Here is a 19,490-nt window from a genome sequence, read left to right as displayed (position 1 = left end):
CCGCGGGTCAGGTTCAGGAATTCGTTGGTGAAACCGATCAGGCCACGGGCCGGGATGCGGTATTCCAGGCGCACGCGGCCGCGGCCGTCCGGCTCCATGTTCACCAGCTCGCCCTTGCGCTCGCCCAGGGCCTGCATCACGCCGCCCTGGTGGCCTTCTTCGATGTCGGCGGTCACCAACTCGATCGGCTCGCACTTCTCGCCGTCGATCTCGCGGAACACCACGCGCGGCTTGGACACGGCCAGTTCGTAGCCTTCGCGGCGCATGTTTTCCAGCAGGATGGTCAGGTGCAGTTCGCCCCGGCCGGCCACTTCAAAAATGCCGTCTTCGCTGGTTTCCTTCACCCGCAGCGCCACGTTGTGCTGCAACTCTTTCTGCAGGCGGTCCCAGATCTGGCGGCTGGTCACGAACTTGCCTTCGCGGCCGGCCAGCGGGCTGGTGTTGACGCAGAAGTTCATGGTCAGGGTGGGCTCGTCCACCTTGAGCATGGGCAGCGGCTGGGGCTGCAACGGGTCGGTCACGGTCACGCCGATGCCGATGTCGGCGATGCCGTTGATCAGCACGATGTGGCCCGGGCCGGCTTCGGTCACCTGCACACGGTCCAGGCCCTGGAAGGTCAGCACCTGGTTGATACGGCCCTTGATCTGCTTGCCCTCGGGGCCTTCCATCACCAGCACGTCCATGCCGGGCTTGATGGTGCCCTGGCTGATGCGGCCCACGCCGATGCGGCCGACGAAGGTGGAGAAGTCCAGCGCGGAAATCTGCAGCTGCAGCGGCGCGGCCGGGTCGCCCTGCTGGGCCGGCACGTGCTTGAGGATGGTGTTGAACAGGGCCGACATGTCCGGGCCCCACTGTTCGCCCGGTGCGCCCTCTTCCAGCGAGGTCCAGCCGTTGATGCCCGAGGCATAGACCACAGGGAAGTCGAGCTGCTCGTCGGTCGCGCCCAGCTTGTCGAACAGGTCGAACGCGGCGTTGATGACCTTGTCCGGGTTGGCGCCGGGCTTGTCCACCTTGTTCACCACCACGATGGGCTTGAGGCCCAGGGCCAGGGCCTTCTTGGTGACGAAGCGGGTCTGCGGCATCGGGCCTTCCTGGGCGTCGATCAGCAGCACCACGCCGTCCACCATGGACAGGGCGCGTTCCACCTCACCACCAAAGTCGGCGTGGCCCGGGGTGTCCACGATGTTGATGTGGGTGCCTTCCCAGCTCACGGCGCAATTCTTGGCCAGGATGGTGATGCCACGCTCGCGTTCGATGGCGTTGTTGTCCATCACCGTGTCCACGACTTTTTCGTGCTCGGCGAAGGTGCCGCTCTGGCGCAGCAGTTGGTCGACCATGGTGGTTTTGCCGTGGTCGACGTGGGCGATGATGGCGATGTTGCGAATGGGAGTGCTCATGCTTGACTTTCCAGGATTTGTTGAATTTCGATGGGGCTCAACAAGCGCCCCGGTATGAGTTCGCCGGCCTGGGTGTGGGCGGTGCCCAGCAAGGCGGCGGGTTGGGTGCCGTAAACCGCGACACGTTCGGCGTTGGGCCACGGGCCGCGGCGGCGCAGCCCGGTCAGGAAGCGCGCGGCATCTTCACCGGCCAGCGTGACGCGCTCGTGACCGGCCAGCAGGGTGTCGGCCGGCTGCAGCAGCGCGACGCGGTCCGCCTCGGGCAGGGCTTCAAGCTGTTCCAGGGCCACACAACGGTCCAGCCCGAAGTCGCCGGTCTGCACCCGGCGCAGGGCCGACAGGTGCGCACCACAGCCCAGGGCCTGGCCGATGTCCTCGCCCAGCGTGCGGATGTAGGTGCCTTTGCTGCAGCGCACCCGCAGGCGCAGGTACGGCTCGGAACCTTGCAAGTGCAGGTCGAGCAGGTCCAGGTCGTGGATGGTGACCTGGCGCGGCTCACGCGCCACTGCCACGCCAGCCCGGGCGTACTCGTACAGGGCCTTGCCGTCCTTCTTCAGGGCGCTGTGCATGGGCGGGATCTGGGCGATCGGCCCCATGAAGCGGTCCAGCGTTTCCACCACCTGGCCGACGCTGCAGGTGACCGGGCGGGTGTCCAGCGCGGCACCCTCAGCGTCGCCGGTGGTGGTGGTCACCCCCAGGCGCAAGGTGGTTTCGTAGGTTTTGTCGGCGTCCAGGTGCAGCTGGCTGAACTTGGTGGCCGCCCCAAAGCACAGCGGCAGCACGCCGGTGGCCAGCGGGTCCAGCGTGCCGGTGTGGCCGGCTTTTTCGGCGCGCAGCAACCACTTGACCTTTTGCAAGGCCTGGTTGCTGGACAGCCCCAGCGGTTTGTCGAGCAGCACCACCCCGTGCACGGGGCGACGCTGCACCCGTGCACGAGTCGCAGCCGTCATGTCACTCGTCGTCCTTGGCGCGCGATGCTACCGCTTTGGCGATCAGGGCATTCATGTCCGCCGCACGCTCGGTGGTGCGGTCGAACAGGAAGTGCAGCGTCGGCACGGTGTGGATGTGCAACCGCTTGAACAGGCCGTTGCGCAAAAAACCCGCCGCCTGGTTCAAGGCCTCCTGGGTTTCCTGCGGGTCACCGATGAGCACACTGAAGTACACCTTGGCGTGCGCGTAGTCGGGCGTGACCTCCACCGCTTGCAACGTGACCATGCCCACGCGCGGGTCTTTCAACTCGCGCGCGATCAGTTCGGTCAGATCGCGCTGGATCTGATCGGCCACTTTGAAGCTGCGGTTGGCCGCAGAGGACTTTTTCGCGGGCATGGCTTACAGCGTCCGGGCGATTTCCTTGATCTCGAACAGCTCGAGGATATCGCCTTCCTTGATGTCGTTGTAGTTCTTGAGCTTGATGCCGCACTCGAAGCCTTCCTTGACTTCCTTGACATCGTCCTTCATGCGCTTCAACGACTCCAACTCGCCGGTGTAGACCACCACGTTGTCGCGCAGCAGGCGGAAATGCGCCGTGCGGGTGACGTGGCCGTGCGTGACCATACAACCCGCAATGGTGCCGATCTTGGTCGCCACGATGACGTTGCGGATCTCGGCGGTGCCGATGACTTCTTCGCGCTTTTCCGGTGCCAACATGCCCGACATGGCGGCCTTCAGCTCGTCCACCGCGTCGTAAATGATGTTGTAGTAGTGGATCTGGACGTCGTTGCCTTCGGCCAGCTTGCGCGCGCCCACGTCGGCGCGCACGTTGAAGCCGATCACCATGGCCTTGGACGCGATCGCCAGGTTGATGTCGGATTCACTGATGCCGCCCACACCGGCGTACACCAGTTGCACGCGGATCTCGTCGGTGGACAGCTTGAGCAGCGACGCGGCCAGCGCTTCCTGCGAACCTTGCACGTCCGACTTGATGATGATGGGCAGGGTCTGCACCTCGCCGGCGGCCATGTCGGAGAAGATGTTCTCCATCTTCGCGGCCTGTTGGCGGGCCAGCTTGGTGTTACGGAACTTGCCGGCACGGTAGGTGGCGATTTCACGGGCACGGCGCTCGTCGAGCATGACCATGAAGTCGTCGCCGGCCTGCGGCACCTCGGCCAGACCCTGGATTTCCACCGGAATGGACGGACCGGCCTCCTTGGCGGGCTTGCCGTTTTCGTCCAGCATGGCGCGCACGCGGCCCGAGGTCTGGCCCGCCAGCACCACGTCGCCCACTTTCAGCGTGCCAGACTGCACCAGCACGGTCGCGACCGCGCCCTTGCCCTTGTCCAGGCGGGCTTCGATCACCAGGCCCTTGGCGTTGGCTTCCACCGGCGCCTTCAGTTCCAGGATTTCGGCCTGCAGCAGCACCTGCTCCAGCAGCGAATCCACGCCCTCACCGGTCTTGGCCGACACGCCCACGAAGGGCACGTCACCGCCGAACTCTTCCGGCACCACTTCTTCGGCCACCAGCTCGGAACGCACGCGCTCCAGGTTGATGCCGGGTTTGTCGATCTTGGTCAGGGCCACGACCATGGGCACCCCAGCCGCTTTCGCGTGCTTGATGGCTTCCTTGGTCTGCGGCATCACGCCGTCGTCGGCGGCACACACGAGGATGACGATGTCGGTCGCCTGGGCACCGCGGGCCCGCATGGCGGTGAACGCCTCGTGGCCCGGGGTGTCAAGGAAGGACACCATGCCACGCGGCGTGTCCACGTGGTAGGCACCGATGTGCTGGGTGATGCCACCGGCTTCGCCCGCCGCCACTTTGGAGCGGCGGATGTAGTCCAGCAGCGAAGTCTTGCCGTGGTCGACGTGGCCCATCACGGTCACCACCGGGGCGCGTGGCAGGGCCTCGGCCTGGGTCGCCACTTCCTCGTCGGCGAAGGCTTCCGGGTCGTCCAGCGCGGCCACCACGGCCTTGTGGCCCAGTTCTTCCACCACGATCATGGCGGTGTCTTGGTCCAGTGGCTGGTTGATGGTGGCCATCTGGCCCAATTTCATCAGCTGCTTGATCACCTCGGACGACTTGAGCGACATCTTGTGCGCCAGTTCGGCCACGGTGATGGTCTCGGGCACGTGCACCTCGATGACCTTGGCTTCCACCGCCGGGGCAAACGACGAAGCGCCCTGGTTGCGGTCGTCGCGCCCACCGCGGCGGCCGCCGCCTTTGGGGCCGGCGCGCCAGTTGTTGCCGCCCGGACGCGCACCGCCGGTGTCGCCGCGGGTCTTGAGTTCTTTCTTCTTGGCGGCGTCGTCTTTCCAGGTGGACGAGAGGGCTTCGGACTTGACCTCTTTCTTGCCACCGGCCGGGGCGGCTGCCTGGCCGGGCTTGGCGGTCGTGCCGGCCGGCTTGTGCAGCGTGCCCTTGAGGGCGGCCTTGGCATCGGCCGCCGGCTTGGCCTCTTCGGGCTTCTTGGCCACCATCACTTTCTTGGGAGCGGCCATCATGGCGCGGATGGCCTCGGCCTCGGCCAGGGCCTTGCGGCGGCGCTCGTCCAGGTCGCGGGCGCGCTCGGCCTCGGCCTGCTTTTCGGCGTCCTGGCGTTGCTTGGCCTGCAACTCGGCCTCGGCCCGGGCCTGGGCGGCCGCCTGGGCCGCGGCTTGCGCCGCGGCGTCGGGGGCCGGCGCAGCGGCTGGGGTCGCTGACAGCGCCGCCTGGGCGGATTCACGGGCGGCGCGCTCGGCCGCTTCCTGGGCGGCACGGGCTTCGGCCTCGGCGCGCTCGCGCTGGGCCTCGGCGGCGGCGCGGGCTTCCTGCTCTTCGCGTTCGCGGCGCTTCTGGGCCAGCTCTTCCTCCTGGCGCTGCAGCAGCTCGGCCTGGTGGCGCGCTTCTTCCTCGCGGCGGGCCAGTTCTTCGGTGTCCACCGCCGGGGTGGTGTCTTCCACCTCCTCGGCGCCGGTGGGCTCGTCGTCGCGCTTGATGAAGGTGCGCTTCTTGCGCACCTCCACCTGGATGGTGCGGGCCCGGCCGGTGGCGTCGGCCTGCTTGATCTCGGTGGTCGACTTCTTGGTCAACGTGATCTTCTTGCGCTCGGCGCTGGCCGTGCCGTGGCTGGCCTGCAGGTAGCTCAAGAGCTTGTGCTTGTCCGATTCGGCGATCGGGTCGGTGCCGGCGTTCTTCTGCACCCCGGCGCTGGCCAGTTGCTCCAGCAGCAGCGAGGTGGGTTTGTTCAATTCAGCGGCGAATTCTGCGACGGTGTTGCTAGACATAGATGTGTTACTCCGTGGGGCCTCCGCGATCAGGATTGAGCGTTGGCTGCGTCACCGGAAAACCAGTGCGCGCGCGCTTTCATGATCAGGGCCGTCGCTTCTTCAGCCGTCTGCCCAGTGATGTCGGTCAACTCGTCGGTGGCCAAGTCGGCCAGGTCGTCGAGGCTGTGCACGCCGGCGTCGGCGAGCTTGGCGATCAGGTCAGTGGTCATGCCGTCCAGACCGCGCAGGTCCTGCGACACCGACTCGACGCTTTCTTCCTTGGCGATTTCCATCGTCAGCAAGGCGTCCTTGGCGCGGGCGCGCAGTTCATTCACCGTGTCCTCGTCGAAGGACTCGATCTCAAGCATTTCCTGCAGCGGCACGTAGGCCACCTCTTCCAGGCTGGCGAACCCTTCTTCGATCAGGATGTCGGCGATCTCCTGGTCCACGTCCAGCTTGGCCATGAACAGGCTGCGGATGGCGTTGGACTCTTCGGCCTGTTTCTGGGCCGACTCGTCGGCCGTCATGATGTTGATCTTCCAGCCGGTCAGGTCGGAAGCCAGGCGCACGTTCTGGCCGCCACGGCCGATGGCGATGGCCAGGTTTTCCTCGTCCACCACCACGTCCATGGCGTGGCGCTCCTCGTCCACCACAATGGACTGCACGTTGGCCGGGGCCAGCGCGCCGATGACGAACTGCGCTGGGTCGTCGGACCACAGCACGATGTCCACCCGCTCACCGGCGAGTTCGTTGGTCACGCCGTTGACGCGCGAACCGCGCACGCCGACGCAGGTGCCGATGGGATCGATGCGCTTGTCGTGCGACAGCACCGCGATTTTGGCGCGGCTGCCCGGGTCGCGGGCGCAGGTCTTGATCTCCAGCAGGCCCTGCTCGATTTCGGGCACTTCCTGGCGGAACAGCTCGATCATGAACTCGGGCGCGGAGCGGCTCAGCAGGATGGGCGCGCCGCGCAGCGTCAGGTCCACCTCCATGATCATGGCGCGGACGCGGTCGCCGCTGCGGAAGTTTTCCTTGGGGATCATCTCGCCGCGCTTGAGGCGGCCTTCGACCCGACCGCTCTCGACGATCACGTCGCCCTTGTCCATGCGCTTGACGGTGCCGACGAAGATTTTTTCGCCACGGCTCATGAAGTCGTTGAGCAGCATTTCGCGCTCGGCGTCGCGGATGCGCTGCAGGATGACCTGCTTGGCGGCCATGGCGCCGATGCGGCCGATGGGGACGCTCTCGATCGGTTTTTCGATGTAGTCACCGACCTGGATGCCGGGCACGTCTTCGGCCACGTCGGAGTACAGTTCCTCGGCGTCCGGGTTCTGCAGACCGGCCTCGTCGGGCACCACCAGCCAGCGGCGGAAGGTTTCGTAGGCCCCGCTGTCGGGGTCGATGGACACGCGGATGTCCACCTCACCTTTGTGCAGCTTCTTGGTGGCCGAGGCCAGCGCGGACTCCACGGCGCCCAGCACCACGTCGCGCTCCACGTTCTTCTCGCGCGAGATCGCATCGATCAACATCAACATTTCGCGATTCATTTCACTCGCCTGCCTTTCCAATCTGCTGCTTGAGGGTTTTGTCTTCTGCTTCTGGGTCGGTGCCGGCCGGAGCGGCGTCACGCCCTTTGAAATTCACAATCGGGGCCAGGCGGGCGTCGCGCACTTCGTCCAGCGTGAAGCCCAGCGCGTGCATCGGCAGCGGCTTGGCCTTCTTGCTGACGCGCTGGCCCGGCTTGCGCTCGGGCTCGTCGGTCCAGACGATCTGCCAGGAGGTGCCGTCATCGGCCCGCTCCAGGGTGCCGCGGAACTTCTTGCGGTTGGCGGCCATGCCGGGGCCAGCCGCCTCGCCGATCGCTTCCTTGAGCGTGATGTCCACCACCTCGCCAGCAAAGCGGACGTAGTCCACCTCGTGGCGCAGCGGCCGGTCGATGCCGGGCGAGCCGACCTCCAGCCGCTTGTAATCGACGTTTTCCACCTCCAGCAGGTACTGGAGCTGGCGGGTGACCGTTTCGCAGTCCTCCACCGTCACAAAGCGCACCTGCGGGTCGGCCGGGTCCCAGGGCCAGTCGATGGTGACGCGCAACAGTCCCCCGGGGGACCGCTCCAGGTCCACCAGGTCGTAACCCAGACCGGTCACGGTCTGCTCCAGGGTCTGCTGCCAACTCATGCGTTCGATGCTCTTGCCTATGCCAACGGGGCCGGCGACACGCGCCACCCGACCGATTCGATTTGCGATCGACCAAAAAAAAAGGGCCGGTAAATACCCGCCCGTTTGGTCGTGAAGCTGCTATTCTAGCACTGGCTGCTGCGTTTTGCAGCACATTTCATGCCCGTTGCCACACAAACATGATCGACGTCTATTCCTGGCCCACCCCGAATGGGCACAAAGTCCACATCATGCTGGAAGAATGCGGCCAGCAACTCGGCCGCGACTGGCAGGTTCACCCCATCAACATCGGGGCAGGCGACCAGTTCCAGCCCGACTTTCTGCGCATCAGCCCCAACAACAAGATCCCGGCGCTGGTGGACCCGAACGGCCCCGACGGCCAGCCGATCGCGCTGTTCGAGTCCGGCGCCATCCTGCTCTACCTGGCCCAGAAATTCCAGTGCCTGCTGCCCGCCAGCGAGCGGGCGCGGCTGGAGGCGTTGCAGTGGCTGATGTTCCAGATGGGCGGCGTCGGCCCCATGCTAGGCCAGGCGCACCACTTCCGCATCTACGCGCCGGAAAAAATCGGCTACGCCATCGACCGCTACACCAACGAGGCCAAACGCCTGTACGGCGTGATGGAGCGGCGCCTGCAAACCAGCCCCTACCTGGGCGGCGCCGAGTACAGCGTGGCCGATGTCGCCGTGTACCCCTGGCTGCGCAGCTGGCAGAACCAGGGCATAGACTGGGCCGATTACCCCACCCTGAAAGCCTGGTTCTACAGCGTGGGCGCCCGCCCGGCGGTGCAGCGCGGCGTGCAGGTGCTGGCCGATGCCCACAAACCACTGACCGACGAACGCGCCCGGGCCGCCCTGTTCGGCGCCCAGCAATACCAGCCCCGATAAAGTTCATGGCCCCGGCCAAACGCCCGGCACAAGCGGCTACAATGCGAGCTTCGTCGGAGCGTAGCGCAGCCTGGTAGCGCATCTGCTTTGGGAGCAGAGGGTCGCGAGTTCGAATCCCGCCGCTCCGACCATTTTCTTTTCACCCCTACTGCCCGTAGCTCAACTGGATAGAGCAGCTGCCTTCTAAGCAGCAGGTCGGGGGTTCGAGTCCCTCCGGGCAGGCCACACACGGGTTTGCGGGAGCACCATGACCGTCACGTTCAAAGATGCCTCGGGCATCGCCGCCATGCGCATCGCCGGCCGATTGGCCGCCGAGGTGCTCGACCACCTCACCCCTTTCGTGCGCCCGGGCGTCACCACCAACGAGCTGGACCGGCTGGCGCACGACTACATCGTCAACGTGCAGCAGGCCATCCCGGCGCCGCTGAACTACGACCCCAGCGGCCACAACCCCTACCCCAAAAGCATCTGCACCTCGGTCAATTCGGTGATCTGCCACGGCATCCCGAACGACAAGCCGCTGAAAAAAGGCGACGTGGTCAACATCGACGTCACCGTCATCAAAGACGGCTGGCACGGCGACACCAGCCGCATGTTCCACGTCGGTGAGGTGCCGATCGCGGCCAAGCGCCTGTCCACCATCACCTACGAGGCGATGTGGAAAGGCATCGAACTGGTGCGCCCCGGCGTGCGCCTGGGCGACATCGGCTCGGCCATCCAGCGGTTTGCGGAGGCCGCCGGTTACTCGGTGGTGCGCGAGTTCTGCGGCCACGGCATCGGGCAGAAGTTCCACGAGGACCCGCAGATCCTGCACTACGGCAAACCGGGCACGGGCATGGAAATCCAGGCCGGCATGGTGTTCACCATCGAGCCCATGATCAACCAGGGCAAGCGCGACATCCGCGAGATGGGCGACGGTTGGACCATCGTCACCAAGGACCGCTCGCTGTCGGCCCAGTGGGAACACACGGTGCTGTGCACCGACACCGGCTACGAGGTGCTGACCGTTTCGGCCGGCACGCCGCCCCCACCGGCCTTCGTCCAAACCGCCCTCACCGCCTGAGGCGGGCACCGGCCCCGCTTGCCGGGGCGTGCGTTTCAGCCGTTTGCCTGTGGAGCCCCTGCCCCCATGACGCCCGACACCCCCAGCGCCCCCGCGCGCGACACCACCCAGGCGCTGCGCCAGTCGTACCGCGACGGCAAAGCCGACGTGCTGCGCCAGATCGACGCTATCAAGGGCAGCCCCCGTGCCATCCACGCCCGGCTGCGGCAACTGGCCCGGCTGACCGATGGCGTCCTGCGCCACCTGTGGCAGCAGGCCGGCCTGCCCGCCTCGTTTGCGCTGGTGGCGGTCGGCGGTTATGGGCGTGGCGAGCTGTTCCCCTATTCCGACGTGGACGTGCTGCTGCTGATCCCGCCCGGCACGGCCCTGGACACCCAGCCCGAGGTGAAGACGGCGGTGGAAGGCTTCATCGGCCGGTGCTGGGACGTGGGGCTGGAAATCGGCTCCAGCGTGCGCACCCTGGACGAGTGCGTGGGCGAGGCCCAGGCCGATGTGACGGTGCAGACCTCGCTGCTGGAGAGCCGGCTGCTGGCCGGACCGGCCTCGGCCTACCGGGCGCTGGTGTGCCAGTTGAACGACGCGATGGACCCGCTGGCCTTTCTCGGCGCCAAGCGGCTGGAGATGCGCCAGCGCCACCAGCGCTTCGAGAACACCCCCTACGCGCTGGAGCCCAACTGCAAGGAGTCGCCCGGGGGCCTGCGCGACCTGCAGGTGGTGCTGTGGGTGGCCAAGGCCTCGGGCTTGGGCCGCACCTGGGACGAACTGGCCCGCCGCGGCCTGGCCACCGCGCTGGAGGCGCGCCAGCTCAAGGCCAACGAGGCCCTGCTCAGCCTCATCCGCGCCCGGCTGCACCTGCTGGCCCGGCGGCGCGAGGACCGGCTGATCTTCGACCTGCAGACCCCGCTGGCCGAGTCGTTCGGCTACAAGGCCCAGATCGACACCGCTGGCCAGTACGGCCCCGCGCGCCGGGCGCGCCGGGTCAGTGAGGCGCTGATGCGCCGCTATTACTGGGCGGCCAAGGCCGTGACCCAGCTCAACCAGATCCTGATGCTCAACATCCAGGAGCGGCTGGAGAGCGACGAGCGCGGTGACCCAGTACCGCTGCGCCCGATCAACGAGCGCTTTCTGGACAAAGGTGGCATGCTGGAGGTGGCCAGCGACCACCTCTACCTGCAGCAGCCCCACGCCATTCTGGAAACCTTCCTGCTGTATCAGACCACGGTCGGCATCAAGGGCCTGTCGGCGCGCACGCTGCGGGCGCTGTACAACGCCCGGCCCATCATGAACGCGGCCTTCCGCCGCGACCCGGTCAACCGCGCCACCTTCGTGCAAATTTTGCAGCAGCCCGAAGGCATCACCCACGCCTTCCGGCTGATGAACGAGACCTCGGTGTTGGGACGCTACCTGTGGGTGTTCCGCGGCACGGTGGGGCAGATGCAGCACGACCTGTTCCACGTGTACACCGTGGACCAGCACATCCTGATGGTGCTGCGCAACGTGCGGCGCTTTTTCATCCCCGAGCATTCGCACGAATACCCGTTCTGCTCGGGCCTGGCCGCCGGCTGGGACAAGCCGTGGATCCTGTACGCGGCCGCGCTGTTCCACGACATCGCCAAGGGCCGAGGCGGCGACCACTCCGAACTGGGCGCGCACGAGGTCAAGGCCTTCGCCCGTCAGCACGGCATCGCCCGGGCCGACGCCGAGCTGGTCTGCTTCCTCGTGGCCGAGCACCTGACCATGAGCCGCATCGCCCAGAAAGAAGACCTGAGCGACCCGGATGTGATCGCGGCCTTTGCACAGCGGGTGGGCAACGAACGCCGCCTGACCGCGCTCTACCTGCTCACGGTGGCCGACATCCGCGGCACCAGCCCCAAGGTCTGGAACGCGTGGAAGGGCAAGCTGCTGGAAGACCTGTTCCGCGCCACGTTGCGGGTGCTGGGCGGCGGTTCGCCCGACCCGGACGCGTTGGTGGAGGCCCGCAAGCGCGAGGCGCTGACCACCCTGGCGCTGCACGCCCAGCCGCACATGGCGCACAAGGTGCTGTGGGACCAGCTGGACGTGAGCTACTTCATGCGCCAGCCGGCCGACGAAATCGCCTGGCACACCCGGCACATCTCGCGGGCGCTGGCCCAGCGGGCCGCCCCCGACACCCCGGTGACGGTGGTGCGGGCGCGGCTGTCGCCGGTGGGCGAAGGCCTGCAGGTGCTGGTCTACACCCGCGACCAGCCCGACCTGTTCGCGCGCATCTGCGGCTATTTCGACGAAGCGGGCTTCAGCATCCTGGACGCGCGGGTGCACACCACCCAGAACGGCTACGCGCTGGACTCTTTCCAGGTGGCCACCACCACCCTGGAAGAACACTACCGCGAACTGGTGGCCATGGTGGAGAACGAACTGCCTCTGGCGCTGAACGCGGCCGGCCCGCTGCCCACGCCCAGCCGGGGCCGGCTGTCGCGCCGGGTCAAGAGCTTTCCGGTGGTGCCGCGCGTGGAATTGCAACCCGACGACAAGGGCCAGCGCTGGCTGCTCAGCGTGTCGGCCAGCGACCGCCATGGCCTGCTCTACAGCATCGCCCGGGTGCTGGCGCGGCACCAGGTCAACCTGCAGCTGGCCAAGGTCAGCACCCTGGGGGAGCGGGTGGAGGACACCTTCCTCATCAGTGGTCCGGCCCTGCACGTGAACCGCGAACAGGCCCTGCTGACCAACGAGCTGCTGGAAGTGCTGGAAGACACGCGCTGACCCCGGGCCCCTTGGGGCAAGACCTGAGACCCGGCGGTCCTGGCCCGGGTTACAGTGGGGCACAGGGCGCAGCGGCGCCCCGCTTGCCCAGGAGGACCCCATGCCACACCGCCCCCCGACCCCCAGCCAGGCCCGCGTGGCACCCGCCACCCAGTTGCAAAATACCCACCGCTGGCGCGCCGCCGTGGCCCTGCTTCTGGCGGGTGCCGCGCTCTGGTGGGCCACCCCGGCGCAGGCGCAGGGCGCGGCCATTTTCCGCGGCGCCGACCTGGCGCTGGGCGAGCAGCTGATCCAGCAGCACCGCTGTGCGCAATGCCACGCCGAGAAGGTGGGCGGCGACGGCAGCGGCATCTACCGCCCGCTGGGCCGGATCAACACCGCTGGCCTGCTGCGCGGCATGGTCGAGCAGTGCAACGCCATGCTCAACTTCCAGATGTTCCCGGAAGAAGTCACGGCCGTGGCTGCGGTGCTCAACCGCGACCACTACCGCTTCCAGGACTGAAGCGGTTCAGCCCCCGTCGACCGGGGCGGCCTGCAACAAGGCCCGCAGGCCGGCCTCGTCGATGACGCGCACGCCCAGCTCGCGCGCCTTGTCGAGCTTGCTACCGGCCTCGGCACCGGCCAGCACGGCGTGTGTTTTCTTGCTCACCGAGCCACTGACCTTGCCACCGGCGCCTTCGATCAAGGCCTTGGCCTGGTCGCGCGACAGGGTAGGCAGGGTGCCGGTAAGCACCCAGGTCTGACCGGCCAGCCACTGGGGCGCGTCGGACGCGGCGCCGCCCTCCTCCCAATGCACACCGCAAGCCTGCAGCTGTGCCACCACCTCGCGGTTGTGCGGCTGCTGGAAAAACGTGTGCACGCTCTTGGCCACCACCGGCCCGATGTCACGCACCTCCAGCAGCTGCTCAGGACTGGCCTCCATCAGCCGGTCCAGGCCGCCGAAATGGCGCGCGAGTTCGCGGGCCGTGGCTTCGCCCACGTGGCGGATGCCCAAGGCAAACAAAAACCGGGGCAGCGTGGTCTGCTTGGACGCTTCCAGCGCCTGCAACAGGTTGGTGGCCGACTTGTCGGCCATGCGGTCCAGGCGCGCCAGGGCGTTGAGCCCCAGCCGGTACAGGTCGGGCACACCCCGCACCATGCCTTCGTCCACCATCTGGTCGACGAGTTTGTCGCCCAGGCCTTCGATGTCCATGGCGCGCCGCTGCGCGTAGTGCAGGATGGCCTGCTTGCGCTGGGCAGGGCAGAACAGGCCACCGCTGCAGCGGTGGTTGGCCTCCTCGGCCTCGCGCACCACCGCGCTGCCGCACACCGGGCACACGGCCGGCATGCGGAACACGGGTCCGCGGGCCGCGGCGGTGAACAGATCGGCCTGGGGCGTGTCCTCCGGCCCTGCGTGATCGGCGGAGGCCTCGGCACGGGCGCTGGGCACGACCGCCACCACTTCGGGGATCACGTCCCCCGCGCGCCGCACGATCACCGTGTCGCCCACCCGGACGTCCTTGCGCAGCACCTCGTCCTCGTTGTGCAGGGTGGCGTTGGTCACGGTGACGCCGCCGACAAAGACCGGTGCCAGCTTGGCCACCGGCGTCAGCTTGCCGGTGCGGCCCACCTGCACGTCTATGCCCAGCACCGTGGTCATCTGCTCCTGGGCCGGGTATTTGTGGGCCACGGCCCAGCGCGGCTCGCGGGTCACGAAGCCCAGCGCGCGTTGCCAATCCAGCCGGTCCACCTTGTAAACCACGCCATCGATGTCGAACGGCAGGCGGTCGCGCTGCGCCCCCAGGCGGCGGTGGTAGGCCACCAGTTCTTCCACCCCGTGGCAGCGGGCCACCGCGTCGGAGACCGGAAAACCCCAGTCGCGCAGCGCCAGCAGCGTGTCGTGGTGGCTGCTCCAGCGCGGACCGCCGGCGTCCGGCGGGCTGACCTCGCCCACGCCGTAGGCGAAAAAGCTCAAGGGACGCGACGCCGCGATGGCCGGGTCCAGCTGCCGCACCGCCCCGGCTGCGGCGTTGCGCGGGTTGACAAAGGTTTTTTCGCCCTTCGCGCCGGCGGCGATGCGCTCGCGCTGGCGCTCGTTGAGTGCCTCGAAATCGTCGCGGCGCATGTAGACCTCGCCGCGCACCTCCAGCACCGGGGGCACGGCGCGGGCCTGGGCCTGCAGCCGCAGCGGCACCTGGCCGATGGTGCGGATGTTCTGCGTCACGTCCTCGCCCAGCTCGCCGTCGCCGCGGGTGGCGGCCTGCACCAGCACGCCGTCCTCGTAGCGCAGGCTCATGGCCAGCCCGTCGAACTTGGGTTCCGCCACATACGCCACCGGCGGGTCGGCCGGGGTCAGTTCCAGCTCCTTGCGCACGCGGTCGTCGAAGGCCCGCGCACCGCTGGCCTCGGTGTCGGTTTCGGTGCGGATGCTGAGCATCGGCACCCGGTGGCGCACGGTGGCAAAACCGTCGAGCACGCGCCCCCCCACGCGCTGGGTCGGGGAGTCCGGTGTGACCCAGTCCGGGTGGGCCGCCTCCAGCGCCTGCAGGGCCTGGAACAGGCGGTCGTACTCGGCGTCGGGAATTTCAGGCGCGTCCAGCACGTAATAACAGTGGGCGTGGTGGTGCAATTGCTGGCGCAGCCATTGCAGGCGCTGGGCGTCGTCGGCGGGCAGGTCGGTCATACAGGCGGGGGCGGGCAGCCCACGGGGGCGTGAACAACCCGCCATCATAGTGGCGGGCCCGCAGCGGTCAAACCCGGAACTGCACTTTGGCGCGCTGGGCGTAGCGGTTGGTCCAGGCCAGGTCCAGGTTCTGCTGGCCCAGCGCCACCGGCAGGCGCAGGCGGTCCAACGCGCGCAACACGTTGCGCGGCGCCTGCTCGGCAAACAGGCCGTCCACCGCCAGGGTTTCGCGCGAACGGGCGAAGGCCGCCAGAAACAGGCCACGGTCACCGTCCATCCAGCCCTCGGGCAGGTGGCGCAACAGGTCGATCGGGGCAGCGGTGTGCAGCCACTTGAGCGCCCGCACCACCGCGTTGGTCAGGCCCTGCACCAGTTCGGGCTCGCGCTCCACCCAGTGCAAGGGCGCACTCAGGCAGGTGCAGGCCACCGGGCCGCCAAACACGAGGTCGCTGTCGCGCAGCGTGCGGGTGTCGCTCACCACCCGAATCGTTCCCCGCTGCTCCAGCCGGGTAATAAGAGGGTCGGTGTAGCTCAGCGCCTCGACCTCGCCCCGCTCCAGCGCGTCCTGGGCGTCCTGGGCCTGGGCGAATTCGATGAAATGCACGTCGTGCGGACGCAGGCCGGCCCGCATCAGCACCAGTTGGGCGATGCGGTGGCCGAGCGAGCCGGAGGCCGCCACGCCGACGCGCGCGCCCACCAGATCGGACACCCCGGTTTCGGGCTGCTGGTGCCGCGCCGACACCGCCAACACCACCTGCGGCGAACGTGACAACAGGGCGAACGCCTGGTGCATGCGCCCCTGGGCGTTGAGGTAGAGGGTGCGCTCGAACGTGCCCGCAAACACCTGGGCCGGCCAGTCGGCCAGTTCGGGCAAGGTGTGGCGCGAGGCAGCCACGTCCTGCAGCGTCACCGCCAGGCCCTCGTCGGCAAAGTAACCCAGGCGAGCGGCCAGCACCAGGGGCAGGAGCTTGAGATGGCCGGTGGCCTGCGCCGTGACCACGACCGGTCGCAGGCCCGCCGGCGCGGCCGCCGCACCGGCGCCCAAGGCACTGGCCAAACCCCAACCCAACACCGTTCGCCGCTGCATCGCCACCACCCCTTCTGTGAAAACCCGGCGTTCTGGCGACGCCGTGCTGGGCAGAATACGGGGAAATGCTGCTGTGCAGCATCGGGATTGGCCCGAAGCGGGAAAGTCCCAATCGGGTCAACCCTGATGAAAATGATTCACCGGCGGTCGGCCAGGGCGTGGGCGATGGTGCCCAGGTCCACGTACTCCAATTCGCTGCCGATGGGCACGCCTCGGGCCAAACGTGTGACCTGGAGGCCCAGGCTTTTGACGATGTGTCCGATCACATGGGCGGTGGCTTCCCCCTCGGCGGTGAAGTTGGTGGCCAGGATGACTTCGCGCACCGCCACTGTGTCGGCGTGCTGCAACCGTTCGACCAATTGCACCACGCCAATGTCCTGCGGGCCGATGCCATCGAGCGGGCTGAGCCGCCCCATCAGCACGTAGTACAAGCCGCGAAACGCCCCGGTGCGCTCCAGCGCGGCCTGGTCGGCCGGGGTTTCCACCACGCACAGCAAACCGTGGTCGCGTTGCGGGTCGAGGCAGGTCGCGCACACCTCGTCCTCGGTGAAGGTGTGGCACAGGCGGCAGTGGCGCAAGGCCCCGGCGGCCTGCTGCAGAGCCTGGGCCAGGTGCAGGGCACCGTCGCGGTCGTGCTGCAGCAGGTGGAAGGCCATGCGCGACGCCGACTTGACCCCCACCCCCGGCAGGCACTGCAGCGCCCGCACCAGCGCGTCCAGCGTCTGGGCGCTGGCCACCGTCAGAACGGGAACTTCATGCCACCGGGCAGGCCCGGCATGCCGGCGGTGATCTTGCCCATTTTTTCCTGGCTGGTCTCTTCGGCCTTGCGCACGGCGGCGTTGAAGGCCGCGGCCACCAGGTCCTCCAGCATGTCCTTGTCGTCGGGCAGCAGGCTGGGGTCGATGGTGACGCGCTTGACGTCGTGCTTGCAGGTCATCACGACCTGGACCAGGCCGGCACCGGATTCGCCGGTGACCTCGATGTGCGCCAGCTCGTCCTGGGCCTTCTTGAGGTTGTCCTGCATGGCCTGGGCCTGCTTCATGAGACCGGCGAGTTGTCCTTTGTTGAACATGGAATTCCTTGTGATGAAAAGTGAAATCAGAGGGCCTGGATGCTACCGGGCACGATTTTGCCGCCAAAGTCGCGCAGCATCGCCTGCACAAAGGGGTCTTGGCGCAGGTGGTCTTCGGCGTCGCGCAGGCGCGCGGCGGCGGCGGCGGCCAGGCGCTTGGCGGGGGAGTCGTCCACCGGACCCACGGCCAGTTCCAGGCGCACCGGGTGGCCCGCCGCCGCCAGGGCGGCCTGCAGGCGGTCGCGGGTGCTGGGCTGCATCAGGGTGGCGCCGGGCACCTGCAACTGCCAGGCGCCTTCGCGCTGCGCCACCAGACAGGACTGCAGGGCCAGCTCGCGCACGAGGGCCGTCACCGCGTCGGTGGCGACCAGTTGCTGCACCAATTGGAACCAGAAGTCGCCCAGTTCGGCCGGCACACTGGGCAGCGGTGAGGCTTGGGGCGCGGCAGGTGGCGCCACGGCTGGTTCGTGACGGGGCGAGACCGCCAACCCGGGCCCGGCCGCATCGAGGTTGATGGCCACAGGCTCGGTCACCGGCTCGGCGGGCTCAGGCGGTGGCGCTTTGTCCACTGCAGGCCTGGGAGGGGCCACCTGCGTGGCGGTGGCGGTGGTGCTGGGGGGCGGCAGCTCGGGGAGCCCGCGGTCGCTCGTCCCTGGGCCTGGCGCAAGGGCAATGGTTTCGACCGAAACAGGCGTTGGCGTTGGCGAGGCTGGGCCCGGGGTTGCAGACACCATCACCGCCTGCGGCCGCACCGCGGCCAGCTCAGGCGCCGCCGACGGCCGTTTCAGAGTTTTTTTTTCCGCCTCGGGCCGAAACGCCAGCAGCCGCAACAGCACCATGGTCAGGGCGGCGTACTCGTCGGGGGCCAGCCCCAGTTCGCCCCGGCCGTGCAGGCACAGGCTGTAGAGCAGCTGGGTGTCGTCGGGGGGCAACACCGTTGCCAGCTGCTGCAGGCGCACTTCGTCGGGGTCGTCGCCGGCGGCCGCAGCAGACACCATCTGGGCCACGGCCATACGCTGCAGCAGGCCCACCATCTCTTCCAGGGTGGACGCGGCGCCAAAACCCTGCAGGCGCAGCGCCTCCACCGTCTGCACCACGGTGCCCCCGTCGCCAGCAGCCAACGCCTCCAACAGCGTCCAGACGTGGCTGCGGTCCACCGCTCCCAGCATCTGGCGCACGGTGGCTTCCTGCAACTGGCCGCCACCAAAGGCAATCGCCTGGTCGGTCAGGCTCAGGGCATCGCGCATGGAACCGCGCGCCGAACGGGCCAGCAGCCGCAAGGCCCCGGGCTCGGCCGCCACCTGCTCGGCGGCCAGCACGTGCGCCAGGTGCTCGCGCACCGTGTCGGGCGCCATCGGCCGCAGGTTGAACTGCAGGCAACGGCTGAGCACCGTCACCGGCACCTTTTGCGGGTCGGTGGTGGCCAGCACGAACTTGAGGTACTCGGGCGGCTCCTCCAGCGTCTTCAACATGGCGTTGAAGGCGGTGTTGGTGAGCATGTGCACTTCGTCGATCATGAAGACCTTGAAGCGCCCCTGCACCGGCTTGTACACGGCCTGCTCCAGCAGGCTCTGCACCTCGTCCACGCCGCGGTTGGAGGCGGCGTCGAGTTCGGTGTAGTCCACAAAGCGGCCGGTGTCGATGTCGCGGCAGGCGTCGCACACACCACACGGCGTGGCGGTGATGCCGCCCTGCCCGTCCGGCCCGGTGCAATTGAGCGACTTGGCCAAAATGCGTGACACCGTCGTCTTGCCCACGCCGCGCGTGCCGGTGAACAGGTAGGCGTGGTGCAGACGCCGGGTGGTCAGCGCGTTGCCCAAGGCCTGCACCACGTGCTCCTGCCCCACCATCTCGGCGAAGTTCTTGGGGCGGTATTTGCGGGCCAGGACGACATAGGACATGCGGGGATTCTATCTGTCGCATACAATCGCTCTCGACGGGCCTTCCCGCATGGTGAAGCGGCCAACCGGGTCAGGTGGGGAACCAAGCAGCCCTAACTGTGAATCCAGTGCCGGGGCGAGGCTCGTCACCTTATTTACTCTGAAGCGACAAGATTTGAGGCGCATTCATGGCCAACGAGCTGATCAAACACGTGACCGACGCAACCTTTGAAACCGATGTGGTGAAAGCCGCTGCGCCGGTGTTGGTCGACTTCTGGGCCGAGTGGTGTGGCCCCTGCCGCATGATCGCTCCCATCCTCGACGAAGTGGCCACCAGCTACGACGGCAA

General features: G+C 67.8%; 16 protein-coding genes, 2 tRNA genes and 1 other RNA gene. 8 read left to right on the top strand and 11 right to left on the bottom strand.

All coding sequences use genetic code 11. The features are described 5' to 3' along the window. From HA630_RS17060 to rimP, 6 genes are all read right to left on the bottom strand, one after another. On the bottom strand, positions 1-1,397 hold a 1,397-nt coding region (locus tag HA630_RS17060; RefSeq protein WP_166836205.1), incomplete at its 3' end, for a GTP-binding protein. After that, entirely contained in the window at positions 1,394-2,347 is a 954-nt protein-coding gene (gene truB, locus HA630_RS17055; protein ID WP_166836203.1) for a tRNA pseudouridine(55) synthase TruB, read from the bottom strand. The genes truB and HA630_RS17060, both read right to left, overlap by 4 nt. A 1-nt stretch (position 2,348) precedes the next feature. Further along, positions 2,349-2,723 carry a 30S ribosome-binding factor RbfA gene (gene rbfA / locus HA630_RS17050; protein WP_166836202.1) on the bottom strand — a complete coding sequence of 125 codons (375 nt, stop codon included), beginning with the start codon at positions 2,721-2,723 and terminating at the stop codon, positions 2,349-2,351. Positions 2,724-2,726: 3 nt separating this feature from the next. Continuing rightward, the gene (gene infB / locus HA630_RS17045; RefSeq protein WP_166836200.1) at positions 2,727-5,597 is read right to left on the bottom strand and encodes a translation initiation factor IF-2; all 2,871 of its coding nucleotides are present in this window, start codon (positions 5,595-5,597) and stop codon (positions 2,727-2,729) included. A 29-nt stretch (positions 5,598-5,626) separates the two neighbouring features. Then, positions 5,627-7,126, bottom strand: coding sequence for a transcription termination factor NusA (gene nusA, locus HA630_RS17040; protein WP_166836199.1), 1,500 nt, complete (start codon positions 7,124-7,126; stop codon positions 5,627-5,629). Between the two features lies 1 nt (position 7,127). Continuing rightward, positions 7,128-7,754, bottom strand: a complete 627-nt coding sequence (gene rimP, locus HA630_RS17035) for a ribosome maturation factor RimP (RefSeq protein WP_166836197.1) — start codon at positions 7,752-7,754, stop codon at positions 7,128-7,130. 179 nt (positions 7,755-7,933) lie between these two features. Between rimP and HA630_RS17030 the strand changes: the two genes are divergently transcribed. The 6 genes from HA630_RS17030 (at position 7,934) to HA630_RS17005 (ending at position 12,942) form a co-directional block, all read left to right on the top strand. Further along, positions 7,934-8,638, top strand: a complete 705-nt coding sequence (locus HA630_RS17030) for a glutathione S-transferase C-terminal domain-containing protein (RefSeq protein ID WP_166836196.1) — start codon at positions 7,934-7,936, stop codon at positions 8,636-8,638. 54 nt (positions 8,639-8,692) lie between these two features. Further along, positions 8,693-8,769 (top strand) — tRNA-Pro (locus tag HA630_RS17025). A gap of 17 nt (positions 8,770-8,786) precedes the next feature. Then, positions 8,787-8,863, top strand: a tRNA-Arg gene (locus HA630_RS17020). Between the two features lie 22 nt (positions 8,864-8,885). Then, positions 8,886-9,701 carry a type I methionyl aminopeptidase gene (gene map, locus HA630_RS17015; protein ID WP_166836195.1) on the top strand — a complete coding sequence of 272 codons (816 nt, stop codon included), beginning with the start codon at positions 8,886-8,888 and terminating at the stop codon, positions 9,699-9,701. Positions 9,702-9,767: 66 nt separating this feature from the next. After that, positions 9,768-12,440 (top strand): [protein-PII] uridylyltransferase, encoded by a 2,673-nt coding sequence (locus HA630_RS17010; protein ID WP_166836193.1) that lies wholly within the window; start codon positions 9,768-9,770, stop codon positions 12,438-12,440. 100 nt (positions 12,441-12,540) lie between these two features. Continuing rightward, a complete protein-coding gene (locus HA630_RS17005) occupies positions 12,541-12,942 on the top strand; it encodes a hypothetical protein (protein ID WP_243855494.1) in 402 nt (133 codons plus the stop codon). A gap of 6 nt (positions 12,943-12,948) precedes the next feature. Here HA630_RS17005 and ligA read toward each other — a convergent pair whose 3' ends face one another. The 5 genes from ligA to dnaX form a co-directional block, all read right to left on the bottom strand. Next, entirely contained in the window at positions 12,949-15,102 is a 2,154-nt protein-coding gene (gene ligA, locus HA630_RS17000; protein WP_166836192.1) for an NAD-dependent DNA ligase LigA, read from the bottom strand. 67 nt (positions 15,103-15,169) lie between these two features. Next, a complete protein-coding gene (locus HA630_RS16995) occupies positions 15,170-16,171 on the bottom strand; it encodes an ABC transporter substrate-binding protein (protein WP_166836191.1) in 1,002 nt (333 codons plus the stop codon). Between the two features lie 155 nt (positions 16,172-16,326). Then, the gene (gene recR / locus HA630_RS16990; protein ID WP_166836190.1) at positions 16,327-16,926 is read right to left on the bottom strand and encodes a recombination mediator RecR; all 600 of its coding nucleotides are present in this window, start codon (positions 16,924-16,926) and stop codon (positions 16,327-16,329) included. Positions 16,927-16,928: 2 nt separating this feature from the next. Further along, positions 16,929-17,261 carry a YbaB/EbfC family nucleoid-associated protein gene (locus HA630_RS16985; protein WP_166836188.1) on the bottom strand — a complete coding sequence of 111 codons (333 nt, stop codon included), beginning with the start codon at positions 17,259-17,261 and terminating at the stop codon, positions 16,929-16,931. Positions 17,262-17,287: 26 nt separating this feature from the next. Continuing rightward, complete coding sequence (dnaX, locus tag HA630_RS16980) at positions 17,288-19,162, bottom strand: DNA polymerase III subunit gamma/tau (RefSeq protein ID WP_166836187.1); 1,875 nt, start codon at positions 19,160-19,162, stop codon at positions 17,288-17,290. A gap of 34 nt (positions 19,163-19,196) precedes the next feature. On the opposite strand from dnaX, the gene ffs reads away from it, so the two are divergent. Then, positions 19,197-19,292, top strand: an RNA gene (gene ffs / locus HA630_RS16975) — signal recognition particle sRNA small type. 37 nt (positions 19,293-19,329) lie between these two features. Further along, a partial coding sequence (locus HA630_RS16970; RefSeq protein ID WP_243855495.1) for a co-chaperone YbbN occupies positions 19,330-19,490 on the top strand: 161 nt, incomplete at its 3' end.

The organism is Aquabacterium sp. A08 (assembly GCF_011742065.1).
The sequence above is the reverse complement of the archived record's forward strand: the minus strand, read 5'-3'. Positions and strand labels throughout refer to the sequence as shown.

Coding starts and splice junctions, on each gene's coding strand:
- truB (WP_166836203.1), bottom strand. CDS start 2,347: ATGACGGCTGCGACTCGTGCACGGGTGCAGCGTCGCCCCGTGCACGGG.
- rbfA (WP_166836202.1), bottom strand. CDS start 2,723: ATGCCCGCGAAAAAGTCCTCTGCGGCCAACCGCAGCTTCAAAGTGGCC.
- infB (WP_166836200.1), bottom strand. CDS start 5,597: ATGTCTAGCAACACCGTCGCAGAATTCGCCGCTGAATTGAACAAACCC.
- nusA (WP_166836199.1), bottom strand. CDS start 7,126: ATGAATCGCGAAATGTTGATGTTGATCGATGCGATCTCGCGCGAGAAG.
- rimP (WP_166836197.1), bottom strand. CDS start 7,754: ATGAGTTGGCAGCAGACCCTGGAGCAGACCGTGACCGGTCTGGGTTAC.
- HA630_RS17030 (WP_166836196.1), top strand. CDS start 7,934: ATGATCGACGTCTATTCCTGGCCCACCCCGAATGGGCACAAAGTCCAC.
- map (WP_166836195.1), top strand. CDS start 8,886: ATGACCGTCACGTTCAAAGATGCCTCGGGCATCGCCGCCATGCGCATC.
- HA630_RS17010 (WP_166836193.1), top strand. CDS start 9,768: ATGACGCCCGACACCCCCAGCGCCCCCGCGCGCGACACCACCCAGGCG.
- HA630_RS17005 (WP_243855494.1), top strand. CDS start 12,541: ATGCCACACCGCCCCCCGACCCCCAGCCAGGCCCGCGTGGCACCCGCC.
- ligA (WP_166836192.1), bottom strand. CDS start 15,102: ATGACCGACCTGCCCGCCGACGACGCCCAGCGCCTGCAATGGCTGCGC.
- HA630_RS16985 (WP_166836188.1), bottom strand. CDS start 17,261: ATGTTCAACAAAGGACAACTCGCCGGTCTCATGAAGCAGGCCCAGGCC.
- dnaX (WP_166836187.1), bottom strand. CDS start 19,162: ATGTCCTATGTCGTCCTGGCCCGCAAATACCGCCCCAAGAACTTCGCC.